The organism is Stutzerimonas sp. Brlt_14, assembly GCF_051948915.1.
GTDB classification, from domain to species: domain Bacteria; phylum Pseudomonadota; class Gammaproteobacteria; order Pseudomonadales; family Pseudomonadaceae; genus Stutzerimonas; species Stutzerimonas stutzeri.
The window spans coordinates 548,745-562,337 of the sequence record NZ_JAYJLM010000004.1; the positions used below are offsets into that span (position 1 = coordinate 548,745).

Below are 13,593 nucleotides of genomic sequence, written 5' to 3' on the forward strand. Positions count from 1 at the left end.
CCACCAGCGGCAGGCAAAAGCTCGCCTCGGGTGGTTCGATCCATGCGTGGCTCAGCGCAGCTGGGCTTCGGCGAGGGTGCGGACCCGCGGGATGCGTGCTGCATTCCAGTGGGCAACGGCCCAGCCGAGAATGTCCGCTGGCAGCGCGCCGTCCAGTTCCGCTGGCGGTTGCTGGCCAAGGGCACGCAGCGCGCGAAGCAGCAGAGGGCTGGCCTCCTGGGCCTGCAGCGGTGGCGAGCGATAGCTCTTGCCGAGCTTGTGTCCGTCCGGCTGGATGATCAGCGGCAGGTGCAGGTAGCGTGGTTGTGGCAGGCCGAGGACTTCCTGCAGATAAAGCTGGCGCGGCGTCGAATCGAGCAGGTCGGCGCCACGCACCACATCGGTGACACCTTGCCAGGCGTCATCCAGTACCACGGCCAGCTGATAGGCAATCAGGCCGTCGCGGCGGCGAATGACGAAATCGCCGACCTCGCGGCCCAGATGCTGGCGGAACTCGCCTTGCACACGATCGATGAAGACGTATTCACGATTGGGTACGCGCAGGCGGATGGCAGCATCCTCGAGGCTGCGACCGGCGGCGCGGCAGAAGCCGGGGTAGGGGCCCGGGTAGCCTTCGAGCTGCTTGCGCGAGCAGGTGCACGCATACGCCTGGCCTTCATCCAGCAGCCGTTCGATGGCGTCCCGATACGCAGCGTGACGTTCGCTCTGGCGCAGCATGTCGCCGTCCCATTCGAAGCCGTAGCTCTGCAGCGTCTCGACGATGGTCCGCTGGGCGCCGGGCATCTCCCGTGGCGGATCGATGTCTTCCATGCGCAGCAACCAAAGGCCGCCGACCGAACGGGCGTCGAGATAGGAAGCGAGGGCCGCGATCAGCGAGCCGAAGTGCAGGTAGCCGCTGGGGGTCGGTGCAAAGCGACCGATGTAGCGTGCGGGCTGGGGCAGGGCGGAGGAGGACATGGCGGGCCGGCGCGATCGGTGATGGCGAGGCGGATGAAACGGTGCAGGGCCTGGAAATGAAGCGGGGCGCCGTAGCGCCCCGTTCGGGATCAGGAACCGATCTGCTTTTCCTTGATCTCCGCCAGCGTCTTGCAATCGATGCAGAGGGTGGCGGTGGGGCGCGCTTCCAGGCGACGGATGCCGATTTCGACACCGCAGGAATCGCACCAGCCGTATTCGTTGTCTTCGATCAGCTGCAGCGTCTCGTCGATCTTCTTGATCAGCTTGCGCTCGCGGTCGCGGGCGCGCAGTTCCAGGCTGAACTCTTCTTCCTGACTGGCGCGGTCGGCCGGATCCGGGAAGTTGGCAGCTTCGTCCTGCATGTGGTGCACGGTGCGATCGACCTCTTCCATCAGCTCCTGCTTCCACTTGTTCAGGATGCCGGTGAAGTGGGCGCGCATCTTGTCGCTCATGTATTCCTCGCCCTGGCTTTCCTTGTAGGGCTCGAAGGCGCGAATCAGTTGCTTGCTCGACGGTGTTTCTTTGGTAATGGGCATGGATGAACGCCTCTCGCTATGTCCATTGCGCAGGATGATTTGTCCCTTGCCGGCCCGTGCCGGCCCTGCGGCTGCAAGCGGGCGAACTTACCAGATCGGCTCGGGGTGCGCTACTCCCCTTTCCAACAGTGGCTGCAGCGGCTTCGGGACCTTGGGTAGAATTCACGTTTTGTTCTCAACAGGAAGGTCAGATGACCTCGTCGTACAGCGCACGCAGTCGCGCAATCGAACCTTTCCACGTCATGGCGCTGTTGGAGCGGGCCAATCAGCTCCAAGTTCAAGGCCACGACGTCATTCACCTGGAAATCGGCGAACCGGACTTCACCACCGCCGCGCCCATCGTCGCCGCGGGACAGGCCGCGCTAGCGGCCGGGCACACCCGCTACACTTCCGCCCGTGGCCTGCCACAGCTGCGCGAGGCGATTGCCGGCTTCTATGCCCAACGCTATCGATTAAGCATTGACCCCGAACGGATCCTGATTACTCCCGGCGGCTCCGGTGCCCTGCTGCTGGCCTCCAGCCTGCTGGTGGATCCGGGCAAGCACTGGCTGCTGGCCGATCCGGGTTATCCGTGCAACCGGCACTTCCTGCGACTGGTGGAAGGCGCCGCGCAGCTCGTGCCGGTCGGCCCTGAGATGCGCTATCAGCTGACCCCTGAACTGGTCGAGCGCTATTGGGATCGCGACAGCGTTGGCGCGTTGGTGGCATCGCCGGCCAACCCCACCGGGACGCTGCTCGAGCGGCCCGAACTGGCCGCTCTTTCGGCGGCGCTGAAGGAGCGCGGCGGCCACCTGGTGGTCGACGAGATCTATCACGGGCTGACCTACGGCACGGATGCGGCCAGCGTGCTGGAAGTCGATGACGAGGCCTTCGTGCTCAACAGCTTTTCCAAGTACTTCGGCATGACCGGCTGGCGCCTGGGCTGGCTGGTGGCACCGCCGGCGGCCGTGCCCGAGCTGGAAAAGCTGGCACAGAACCTATACATCAGCGCGCCAAGCATGGCCCAGCATGCGGCGCTGGCCTGTTTCGAGCCGGCGACGCTGGAGATCCTCGAGGCGCGTCGCGGCGAGTTTGCCCGGCGTCGGGACTTCCTGCTGCCAGCCCTGCGCGAGCTGGGCTTCGGCATCGCGGTCGAGCCGCAGGGAGCCTTCTATCTGTATGCAGACATCAGCGCCTTCGGTGGCGACGCCTATGGGTTCTGCCAGCACATGCTGGAAACGGAGTACGTTGCCATCACGCCGGGACTGGATTTCGGCCGTCACCAGGCCGGCCATCATGTGCGCTTCGCCTACACGCAGGATCTGCCGCGCCTGGAACAGGCCGTCGAGCGCATCGCCTGCGGCCTGCGTAGCTGGCGGCCCTGATGCGCTTCGCGCAACCGCTGGAGCGGGGCCGTCTGGTCAGGCGCTACAAGCGCTTTCTCGCCGATATCGTCACCGACGAGGGCGAGGCGATGTGCATCCACTGTCCCAACACCGGCTCGATGCTCAACTGCATGAGCGAGGGCGCGCGGGTGTGGTTCCAGCGCAGCAGCGATCCTCGACGCAAGCTGCCCGGCACCTGGGAGCTGGTGGAGACGCCGCAGGGACGATTGGCCTGCGTGAACACCGCGCGCGCCAATCCTCTGGTCGAGGAAGCATTGCTGGGCGGACAGATCGCCGAGCTGGCCGGCTTCTCGGCGCTCAAGCGCGAAGTGGCCTATGGCGTGGAGAACAGTCGCGTGGACTTTCGCCTCGAGTTCGACGGCGGGCCGGCCTACGTTGAGGTCAAGAGCGTCACCCTGGGGTTCGCCGACACAGCAGTGGCGGCGTTCCCTGATGCCGTGACGCTGCGCGGTGCACGGCATCTGCGCGAACTGGCGGCGCTGGCGCGCGCGGGGGTGCGCGCGGTGCAACTGTACTGCGTCAATCTGAGCGGCGTGGACGCGGTCCGTCCGGCCGAGGAGATCGATCCGGGTTACGCCGCGGCGCTGCGCGACGCGGTGGCGGCAGGTGTCGAGGTGCTTGCCTATGGGGTCGAGCTGTCCCCCGTGGAGCTTCGGGTCGGCGCACGTTTGCCGGTGTTGCTCTGAAGGTCGGCAGCCGGGACGTGGAAAAAAATTCTATCCGGCCGGGAACAAAGTGCCTTTCGTCTGGCCTCAACGTGGCTGGAAACCACATCCATCATGCACGGGCAGGCTCTGCTCCGCCGCTTGAGCCGGCGTCAAGATGCGCTCCTGCCTGTTTCGATGGAACCTGCGGCGACACCGCGCACGCGTGCGTGATGCCGTGGCTAGAACCATTTTCGGACGTTCGCGCTGGCCGCGAACGTCGTCGATGAGGCGACAAAGAATGCGAATCCTCGTTTGCGGTGCTGGTGGCCAAGTTGGTCGTGAGCTGGTGGAGCGGGCGTCACGTTTCGGACTGGATGTGCTGGCCCCGGCGCGGGCACAGCTGGACATCGCCAAGCCTGAGCAAGTGGCCGACGCGATGCGTCAGCGTCCCGAGCTGATCATCAACGCGGCCGCCTATACCCATGTGGATAATGCCGAGTCCCATGGCGAGCAGGCGTATGCGGTCAATCGCGACGGACCGCGTCACCTGGCCGAGGCTGCCAAGCACGCGGGTGTTCCGCTGTTTCACATTTCCACCGACTACGTGTTCTCGGGCGAAGCCACCCGGCCTTATACCGAAAGCGACGAGACCGGTCCGACCGGCGTCTACGGCGCGAGTAAACTGGCCGGTGAAGAGGCGATCCGCAGCTGTCTGCCGGCACATCTGATCCTGCGCACCAGCTGGGTGTACGGCGTACATGGGCATAACTTCGTCAAGACCATGCTGCGCCTGGCGCGCCAGCGTGATGCGCTGGGTGTGGTGAGCGACCAGGTCGGCTGTCCGACTCAGGCCGGCAGCATCGCCTCGGTGCTGCTCGAGCTGGCCCGGCGCTATGCGGACGGTGCGGAACTCGCCTGGGGCGTCTACCACTACAGCGGCGCGCCTGCCTGCTCCTGGTACGACTTCGCGGTGGAAATCTTCCGTCAAGGTGAAGCGGCCGGGCTGATCGCCAGGCAGCCCGAGGTATCGCCGATCATGACGGCGCAATATCCGACGCCGGCCAGGCGACCGGCCTGGTCCGTGCTCGATTGCAGTCGATTCGAATCAGCGTTCGGTCTTGCCCCGCACCGCTGGCAGGAAGACCTGGCCGATGTGCTGGCAATTCTGCGCCAGCAGGAGGCAAATGCGGTCAAGCGGGAGCGGACCTTCCGCGCCTGACCCGGTGGCGGTACTCGGACCGCCGGTGCGATCTCCCTGCCCAGCGTGTATTCTTGCGCCCCCCGCGCCAAGGCGTGGCCTGACGTTCGGCTCTCGGAGGGCACATGGTAGTGGTATTGGCGATCCTGCCGATCTTCGGTCTGATCACGCTTGGATATCTGTTCGGTTGGCGTCAGTGGCTAACCAATGAAGGTGCTGCCGGGCTGGCCAGCGTCACCTTCAAGCTGTTCATGCCAGCGGTGTTGTTCACCGGTATCGCGCGGGCCGAGCTGAGCGATGGCATGTCGCCGATGCTCCTGCTGGGCTACTTCGTGCCGGTGCTGCTGGTTTTCCTGCTGGTCAACCTGGTCGCTCACCGCCGCGCCGGGCGGGCTACGCCACTTGGTCTCACGGCCGCCTACTCGAACAATGTGCTGGTCGGCATCCCGCTGGTGACGACGCTGCTCGGCGCCGAGAGCCTGGTATACGTGTTCGCCATCCTGGTGTTCCACAGCCTGGTGCTGTTTTCGCTACAGAGCTTCTATGCGGCGCTCGGTGATGGCGACAAGGTCAGTGTTCCAGCGTTGTTGAAGAACCTGGCCAACCCGCTGATCGTCGGCCTGCTGCTGGGGGCTCTGCTGAATCTCTCCGGCCTGGAACTGCCCGAGCCGCTCTGGCGAATCGCCGGTTGGCTGGCGCAGGCGGCGCTGCCCTGCGCGTTGATGGTGCTTGGCATCAGTCTGTCGCGTTATCGGCTGCGGCCAAGCGCTTCGGTACTGCTGCTGACCCTGATCAAGCTGGCGCTGTTCCCGGCCCTTGTCTGGTGGCTGAGCGGTATGCTGCCGGGGCTGAATCAGGATGCGCGAAACGTGCTGGTGCTGCTTGCCGCCTGCCCCAGCGGGGTCAATGTGCTGGCCTTCGTGAAACATTCCGACGACACCCGCGCGGTCAGCTCGACGGTCTTCCTTTCCACCGTGGCGGCGGCAGTCAGCCTGCCGCTCTGGATGCTGCTGGCCGCAGGCTGACGGCGCCGTCCCCGTCTACCCCGGTCGGATTTCGTCGAACGGCCTGGACCCAGGGCTGTCACAAAATCACAGACTTGGAAAAACGGGAGAGAACGGCATGCTGAAATTCATTGGCGGAACCGCGGGCATCATCTTCATCATCGGCCTGATCGTGGTGATCGGGATCTTCAAGCTGCTGTTCTGACGGGACGGGGCTTAAAAGGGCTGCTCGGCGCGTGCCGGGCAGCCCTTTTTTCGTTTACTTGCTACCGCCCTGCTCCTGGGTTCCGCTAGCCATGATGTCTTCGAGGCGCAGGCCGGTCAGGCCGTGGATGGTGCGCCAGAGGTAGAAGAAGATCGCCATCATCATCAGCATGCTGGGAATGGCGATCATCGGATAGCTGAGCAGCGTCATGCGGCCCAGTTCGGCATTGAACGCCTCGCTGCCTGCCGGGCTGTTGACGATCCACTTGGCCAGCACGTAGTTCATGAAGGACGAGAAGAAGAAGGTGCCGCTGAGCAGGTAGGTAGCCCGCAACAGGCGCGTCTCGAAGTGTTCGGTCTGGCCGTTGCGCTCGAGCTGTTCGTGGATCTTGTCCACGTTGAGTACCTTGGGGTTGTACAGCAGCGTGCGGATGAGCGGGTAGCGGGTGCGCGTGGAGGCCAGTACCGCGATCCCGATGATGCCCGGCACCGCCGCTTCCTTGATCGCCAGCCACTGGGTGTCCAGCTGCAGCAGGCCGATGCCGCCGGTCAGTAGTACGCTGATCAGGCCGAGCAGTGCGATCCAGTTGAACTTGCGATACCTGGCCAGCTCCCAAAGCCCCCAGCCCAGCGGGAAGGCCAGGGCGAGCAGCAGGGCACCGTCGGCGCCGAGGCGGTCTTCGCCGCTGAGTTTCATCAGGATCAGCGAGGGGATCAGGATACTGACGGCCAGGTCGATCAGCGGGCGCGGTTTATGTTCGGCGCGGGTATGGGCAGTTTCGGTCATGACATCGGATAGGTCGGAAGAGGGCTGCATGATCGCCTGTGTGACGCGTCTTCGCCAGACCATCTTGGTCGATATGGGGTGTCGTAGTGTTTCCCGATCCGCCGTCTGCTCAACGGATCGGCGCTTCGCCGCGTCGATTGCGCCACTGGTCGAATTCGAAGACCAGCACGACCACCATGGCCAGGGCGAACGGCAGCAGCAGATAGAAGCCGCGAAAGACGATCAGTGCCGCCAGCACGTCGACCTTGGGCACCTCCGGCAACGCCGAAAGGAACGTCAGCTCCAGCACGCCAAGCCCTCCGGGTGCGTGGGACAGCAGCGCGAGCGAGAAGGACGCGAGAAACACCCCGAGCACCGTGAGATAGCCCGGATTGTGTTCGGCCGGTAGCGCGAAATAGATGATCGCTGCCGCACAGAGCAGTTCCAGCGGGCCGGCCAGCAGCTGCCGACCGACGATCCGCAGGCGCGGATACTGAATGTGCCATTTGCCCAGCCGCCAGGGCGGCAACTGGCGCCATGCACCGAAAACGTAGAGTGCGATCAGCGCCAGCAGCCCGCAGCCGATGGCCAGGGACACCCAACCGGCGCTGTGGACCAGGCGATCGAGCAGCTGAGGCTTGAGGATCAGCACGACGCCGGCCGCCAGCAGCGTGCCGAGGGTGAAGGTCAGCGAACAGAAGACGATCAGTATGCCGATTTCCTGCGGCGTCAGACCCTTGCTGCGATACGCCCGATAGCGCACCAGCGCGCCGGAGAACACCGACGCGCCGATGTTGTGCGCCAGCGCATAGGTGGTGAACGAGCAGAGCGCGATGAACCACCAAGAAATCGTCTTGCCCAGATGGGCCATGGCAATGCGGTCATACCAGGCCAGCGCGACATAAGCGCCCAGCGCCGACAGTGCCGCGAGCAGCCAGCCCCGGGCGCCGATGGCTCGCAGGCTGTCGGCCAGCTCGGTCAGCGAGATATTGCGAACCTCGTGGTACAGCAAGTAGCCGGACAGCAGCACAGCCGAGACCCCAACGAGGGTCCAGGCGACATCGCTCTTCTTCATCATCGGCGGGTCATCATCCCATGGCTCCTTCGGACGAAACGGCGCGCGCTCGGATGGGCGTATCGAGGCCTTGGCCGTTTCTTCGACTCGTCCAGTAATCGGCAGCGGCCGGCCAGTTTTGTTCAGTTTCCGACCCCTGGGCCTTGTTTCGGGCAACGTCCCCCGCCCCAGCTTGTCGACTGCAGACCTGGCTACTGGAGAACGGCATGACTGACATTCCTCGCGATGATCATCTGGAGAGTTCGCTGGCGCTGCTGGGCGAAGGTTATCCCTTCATCCGCGATCGCTGCCAGCGCCTGCACAGCAATGTTTTTCAGGCGCGTCTGCTGATGCAGAACACCATCTGCCTGAGCGGGGAGCAGGCGGCGCGCCTGTTCTATGACGAGCGCCATTTTCAGCGCGCGCAGGCGATGCCGCGGATGCTGAAGAAGACGCTGCTCGGACAGGGTGGCGTCCAGGGGCTCGATGGCGAGGCGCATCGCCATCGCAAACGCATGTTCCTGCAGCTGCTGGACGCCGCGGCTGTCGACGAGCTGGTCGGCCTGACCGAGCGGAGCTGGCGTCAGGCGATCGGCCAATGGCAGGCACAGGGCGAAGTCCAGCTGCTCGGTGAAGTGCAGATGCTGCTCACCGACAGTGTCTGCCGCTGGGCTGGAGTGCCGTTGCCATCCGCCGAGCGTGAGCTGCGCCGTGACCAGCTGGCGCAGATGATCGACGGCGCGGGCGGCATCGGACCCCGGCACCTGGCGGCGCGCAAGGCTCGTCGCGAGGCCGAGGCCTGGACGCAGCACCTGATCGAGCAGGTGCGTGCCGGTGAGCTGCAGGGCGATCCGACCCGGGCACTGATGGTCGTGGCGCAGCACCGGGACCTGGACGGCAAACCGCTGGACAGCCGTATCGCGGCGGTCGAGCTGCTCAATCTGTTGCGCCCGACGGTTGCGGTGGCCTACTTCATCACTTACGCCGCCCTTGAGTTGCTGGCGCATCCGCACTGGTGCGAACGATTGCGCGCCGAGGACGAACTGCTCGAGCCTTTCGCCCAGGAGGTGCGTCGGCTGCACGCGTTCTTCCCGTTCACGGCCGCGCGGGTGCGGGACGGCTTCGATTGGCAGGGCCATCACTTCCCGGCCGGCACGCGCGTGATGCTGGACCTCTGGGGCACCAATCGCGAGGCGAGTCGCTGGACTGACCCCGAGGCCTTTCAGCCGGAACGCTTCGTTGACTGGTCGGGCGATGCCTTCAGTTTCGTGACTCAGGGTGGTGGCGATCCCGCGCAGGGGCATCGCTGCCCGGGCGAGCGGCTGGCGATCGAACTGCTCAAGCTCGCGCTACGTATGCTGACTCGGGAGATGGACTATGCAGTGCCGGCGCAGGACCTGCGGATCGACCTGTCGCGGATGCCGGCGAAACCGGAAAGCGGGCTGCTGATCAGCGATGTGAGGCCGCGGGCGTCCTGATCCTGAGCCGCCGGCACGTCATCATTCGGCGTGCTCGGCCTGCTTGACGCGAACCCAGTGGTCGATCAGCTCGCGCAGATGGGACAGCTCCACCGGCTTGGCCATGTGACCGTCCATGCCGGCCTCTCGGGCACGTTCGCGGTGCTCGCTGAGGATATGCGCGGTGAGCGCGACCACCGGGGTACGCGGCCGGGCATTGTGCGCTTCCCACTCGCGCAACTGGTGCGTGGCCTGGAAACCGTCGAGCACCGGCATCTCACAATCCATCAGCACCAGGTCGTACGGCTGAGCCTTGATCGCCTCCAGCGCTTCCTCGCCGTTGCAGGCAGTATCCGGTTGCAGGTTGAGCTTGTTCAGCATGCCGCGGATGACCTTGGTGGAAATGCTGTTGTCCTCGGCAACCAGGATGCGGAAGTCACTGGGGACCTCCAGCGGAGGCAAGGGCTGCGCTGTGGGGCTCGGCCGGTGCTGGCTGCCTGCCTGGCGTTGCGCGAGTTCGTCGGCCAGAGTGGTCTTGAGGGTGTAGCCGGCCACCGGTTTGGCCAGGATGCGCTTGATCCCGGCGTTGCGGGCGATGATCTTGCTCGGCGCGCTGCTCATGCCGGTGAGCATGATCAGCAGAATGTCGTGGTTGAGGCTGGAGTCCTCCTTGATCTTGCTCGCCAGCTGCATGCCGGTCATTCCCGGCATGTCCTGGTCGAGCAGGACCACGTCGAAGTACTCCTTCAGGTGGGCTTTGGTCCGTAGCAGGGCCAGCGCTTCCTTGCCCGAGGCGACCGCGCTCACATCCAGGCCCCAGCCGCTGCACTGCTGCAGCAGTACCTTGCGGCAGGTGTCGTTGTCGTCGACGATCAGCAGGCGCGTGCCCTGCAGCGGGCCGTCCAGGTCCGCGTTGTTCTGTGCCAGACCCTCGCCGGCCAGGGGCAGGCTGATCCACAGCGTATTGCCTTGGCTGGCCCCGGTCTGGATGCCGAAGTCGCCATCCATCAGCTGGACCAGCTGGCGCGCGATGATCAGGCCGAGCCGCCCGCCATGCCGCGTCGCCGCGAGGAAGTCATGGCTGTCTACCGCGGCGTTGAGCAACGCGTCGCGCTCGTAGGCCTCCAGCGGACGGCCGCTGTCCTGGACGGTGATGCGCAGTCGCGGACTCTCCGTCGGCCCGTCGACCGCCGCGATCAGCAGCACCTCGCCTTCGTCGGTCTGCTTGAAGGCATTCTCCAGCAGGTTCAGCAGGGTCTGCCGCAGGCGGGTCGGGTCACCGGTGACCACTTGCGGCAACTGCGGCTGGATAAAGCTGATCAGCTCGACCTTCTGCTGCTCGGCCTTGGCGCGGAAGATGCTCAGGCAGTCCTCGATCAAGGCATTGAAGTCGAACTGCACCTCGTCCAGTTCGATCTGGCCGGACTCCAGCTTGGAGATATCGAGAATCTCGTTGATCAGGTTGAGCAACTCGTTGCCGGAGCTGTGAATCGTCTGGACGTAGTCGCGTTGCTTGGCCGACAGCGAGGTGCCCAGCAGCAATTCGCTCATGCCCAGCACGCCGTTCATGGGTGTACGCAGCTCATGGCTGATCTTCGACAGGAAGTCGGCCTTGGTCTTCAGCTCGGCAGTGCTGACCGCCGCAGCGGTGTACTGGCTGCGGCTGTCCGACTGCCGTTGCCGCTGTCGTTCGAGCAGGGCGAAGCTGAGCAGCAGCCCCGCCAGCGTCGCGAGACTGAAGAGCCCGCCGGTGAGCCAGCCCGGATCGAGCTGGTCGAAGCCCAGCAGCATTGGCATGAAGAACACCATCCCGAGCGCGAACAGCGTCGTCCCGGCCACCACCAGGCGGGCCGGTTTGTAGCCTTGCCGCCAGTGATAACTCGCCACGGCCAGCACGCTGCACGCCGCCGCCAGCACCAGCGAGTAGACCAGCCAGCTGTACCAGGGCCATTGAGCAAGCAGGATGCTGGCGGCCAGCGCCAGCACCAGGTTGAGTTCGATGCCCAGCAGCCAGGTGATCCAGGTGCGCCCGCGCTGATTGAAGAAGCCCAGCGTGTAGCCGAGCAGGGCGCAGCTCGCGGCCAGGGCCGAGAAATCAGCGATCAGCGGCTGGCTGTAGGTCAGCCAAGGCAGCCATATGGCCAGCACGCCGAGGTTGGCCGTGGCGCAGCTCAGCAGCGCACCGTGCAGCAGGCTGAGCCAGATATGGGTGTAGCTGAGGGTGTAGGCGAAGCGCAGCAGGTTGTAGAGCGCCAGCAGCGCGAGCGCGCCGAACAGCGCACCGAACAGATAGGCCGGCTTGTTCTGGTTCACCAGTCCCGCTTCGTCGATGGTCTTGAACCAGGTCATCAGCGGGTGACTGGACTGCAGGCGGATGTAGGCCTCACGTGGCTGGCCATCGTTGGGCAGGCTGAACAGGTAGGCACGGCTGGGCAGAGGACGCTCGCTGATCGGGCGCATGTCGCCGGTCGCTGTGTGGCGCTCCAGCCGGCCGTCGCGCAGCAGATAGAAGTCCAGATACTGCGCGCGTGGTGCGAACATCCAGAGCCACTTGGGCTTGGTCAGTGGCGGCAGGCTGACCTGCAGCCAGACCGCCCGATCGCTGGCCGGTGCGCTGTAGGAAAGTTTGTCCAGGCGCTGGAACAGCGCGCGCTGGGAAACCACTTCATCCAGCGTGAGGCCGCCGGACTGGTCGATCAGCAGGCGCCAGTTCTGTGGTACGGAATCAGCGGAAAGCGTGGCGGAGGCCGGCGAAGGGGCAATGGAAGCCTGGGCCGACAGCGGGATCAGGTTGATCAGCAGCAGGCCGAAGATGACAGCTATGGCAATCCGGAGCCGACCCACTAGAGAAGTCCGTTCATGAGTGTGACGGCGGATTATAGCCATGCCGCAGCCGGCCTGTAATGCGTGCGACGGCGATAAAACCTGGCGCCGCACGCATTCCTGATGACAGGCTGAGCTTAACCCTCGCCGCGCTCGCGGGTGATGGCGCGGTAGCCGATGTCCTTGCGGTAGAAACAGCCATTCCAGCGGATCTTTTCCGCCAGGCGGTAGGCCTGCTGCTGTGCCTCGGACACGCTACGGCCGATAGCGGTGGCACAGAGTACGCGGCCGCCGGCAGTGACTACCTGACCCTCGGCATTCAAAGCGGTGCCGGCGTGGAACACCTTGCCATCCAGCTTGGCTGCTTCGTCCAGTCCCTCGATCACGTCGCCCTTGGCATAGTCGCCCGGGTAGCCGCCGGCAGCCAGCACTACACCGACGGTCGGTCGCGGGTCCCAGGTCGCCTCGACCTTGTTCAGCGCCTTGGCCAGCGCGGCCTCGACCAGCAGCACCAGGCTGGACTCCAGGCGGCACATGATCGGCTGGGTTTCCGGGTCGCCGAACCGGCAGTTGAACTCGATGACCTTAGGCTTGCCGGCCTTGTCGATCATCAGCCCGGCATAAAGGAAGCCGGTGTAGACGTTGCCTTCGGCGGCCATGCCGCGCACGGTCGGGTAGATCACCTCGTCCATTACGCGCTGGTGTACCTCGGCAGTGACCACCGGAGCCGGCGAATAGGCGCCCATGCCCCCGGTATTCGGGCCGCTGTCGCCGTCGCCGACGCGCTTGTGGTCCTGGCTGGTGGCCATCGGCAGCACGTGCTCGCCGTCGACCATGACGATGAAGCTGGCCTCTTCGCCATCGAGGAACTCCTCGATCACCACCCGCGCCCCGGCGTCGCCGAAGGCATTGCCGGAGAGCATGTCACGCACGGCGTCCTCGGCTTCAGCCAGGGTCATGGCGACGATCACGCCCTTGCCGGCCGCCAGGCCGTCGGCCTTGATAACGATCGGTGCGCCCTTTTCGCGCAGATAGGCCAGCGCCGGTTCGACTTCGGTGAAGTTCTGATAGTCGGCGGTCGGAATGGCGTGACGCGCCAGGAAATCCTTGGTGAAGGCCTTGGAGCCTTCCAGCTGCGCGGCGGCAGCGGTGGGGCCGAAGATGTCCAGCCCGCGCGAGCGGAACAGATCGACCACACCTTTGACCAGCGGCGCTTCCGGTCCGACGATGGTCAGCTGCACGTTGGCCGCGGCGAAGTCCGCCAGTTGTTCGATGGCCAGCACGTCGATGGCGACGTTCTCGCACTTGGCTTCAGTGGCGGTGCCTGCGTTGCCGGGGGCGACGTATACCTTGGCAACGCGTGGGTCCTGCGCGACCTTCCAGGCCAAGGCATGCTCGCGGCCGCCGCTACCGATGATCAGTACGTTCATTTCTCTCTCCCAATGGAGGCGGGCCGGTAGCCCGCTTGGTGGATAAGCAAAGCGTTATCCACCCTACGAATACTGAGGTCGCGATCGGGCTGGTAGATGCAAGGCGCCCGACTCTTCACCCAGCGGAGTTGC

Annotated in this window: 11 protein-coding genes; 5 read left to right on the plus strand and 6 right to left on the minus strand. The window is 65.0% G+C overall.

The features are described from left to right. Positions 1–51 precede the first annotated feature (51 nt). Entirely contained in the window at positions 52–957 is a 906-nt protein-coding gene (gene gluQRS / locus VF716_RS12890) for a tRNA glutamyl-Q(34) synthetase GluQRS (RefSeq protein ID WP_440552732.1), read from the minus strand. Positions 958–1,046: 89 nt separating this feature from the next. Then, on the minus strand, positions 1,047–1,493 hold the full coding sequence (dksA, locus tag VF716_RS12895) for an RNA polymerase-binding protein DksA (RefSeq protein WP_013983858.1): 447 nt from the start codon (positions 1,491–1,493) through the stop codon (positions 1,047–1,049). Between the two features lie 191 nt (positions 1,494–1,684). Between dksA and VF716_RS12900 the strand changes: the two genes are divergently transcribed. The 4 genes from VF716_RS12900 (at position 1,685) to VF716_RS12915 (ending at position 5,748) form a co-directional block, all read left to right on the plus strand. After that, positions 1,685–2,857 carry a pyridoxal phosphate-dependent aminotransferase gene (locus VF716_RS12900; protein WP_013983857.1) on the plus strand — a complete coding sequence of 391 codons (1,173 nt, stop codon included), beginning with the start codon at positions 1,685–1,687 and terminating at the stop codon, positions 2,855–2,857. Then, positions 2,857–3,564: a DNA/RNA nuclease SfsA gene (sfsA, locus tag VF716_RS12905; protein WP_013983856.1), complete on the plus strand. Its 708-nt coding sequence runs from the start codon at positions 2,857–2,859 to the stop codon at positions 3,562–3,564. The genes VF716_RS12900 and sfsA overlap by 1 nt, the downstream gene beginning before the upstream one ends. Positions 3,565–3,823: 259 nt before the next feature. Then, positions 3,824–4,744: a dTDP-4-dehydrorhamnose reductase gene (gene rfbD / locus VF716_RS12910; protein ID WP_285534097.1), complete on the plus strand. Its 921-nt coding sequence runs from the start codon at positions 3,824–3,826 to the stop codon at positions 4,742–4,744. Positions 4,745–4,848: 104 nt separating this feature from the next. Beyond that, the gene (locus tag VF716_RS12915; RefSeq protein WP_011914348.1) at positions 4,849–5,748 is read left to right on the plus strand and encodes an AEC family transporter; all 900 of its coding nucleotides are present in this window, start codon (positions 4,849–4,851) and stop codon (positions 5,746–5,748) included. A 238-nt stretch (positions 5,749–5,986) separates the two neighbouring features. On the opposite strand, the gene VF716_RS12920 is transcribed toward VF716_RS12915, so the two are convergent. Continuing rightward, a complete protein-coding gene (locus VF716_RS12920; protein ID WP_011914347.1) occupies positions 5,987–6,718 on the minus strand; it encodes a VC0807 family protein in 732 nt (243 codons plus the stop codon). A 109-nt stretch (positions 6,719–6,827) separates the two neighbouring features. Beyond that, on the minus strand, positions 6,828–7,775 hold the full coding sequence (locus VF716_RS12925; RefSeq protein WP_125873032.1) for a lysylphosphatidylglycerol synthase transmembrane domain-containing protein: 948 nt from the start codon (positions 7,773–7,775) through the stop codon (positions 6,828–6,830). A 203-nt stretch (positions 7,776–7,978) separates the two neighbouring features. Here VF716_RS12925 and VF716_RS12930 point away from each other — a divergent pair, with 203 nt between their 5' ends. After that, complete coding sequence (locus VF716_RS12930; protein ID WP_440552733.1) at positions 7,979–9,229, plus strand: cytochrome P450; 1,251 nt, start codon at positions 7,979–7,981, stop codon at positions 9,227–9,229. 21 nt (positions 9,230–9,250) lie between these two features. Here VF716_RS12930 and VF716_RS12935 read toward each other — a convergent pair whose 3' ends face one another. After that, positions 9,251–12,052, minus strand: coding sequence for a hybrid sensor histidine kinase/response regulator (locus VF716_RS12935; RefSeq protein ID WP_125853000.1), 2,802 nt, complete (start codon positions 12,050–12,052; stop codon positions 9,251–9,253). Between the two features lie 116 nt (positions 12,053–12,168). Further along, complete coding sequence (gene purD, locus VF716_RS12940) at positions 12,169–13,461, minus strand: phosphoribosylamine--glycine ligase (protein WP_013983849.1); 1,293 nt, start codon at positions 13,459–13,461, stop codon at positions 12,169–12,171. Between the last annotated feature and the right edge of the window lie 132 nt (positions 13,462–13,593).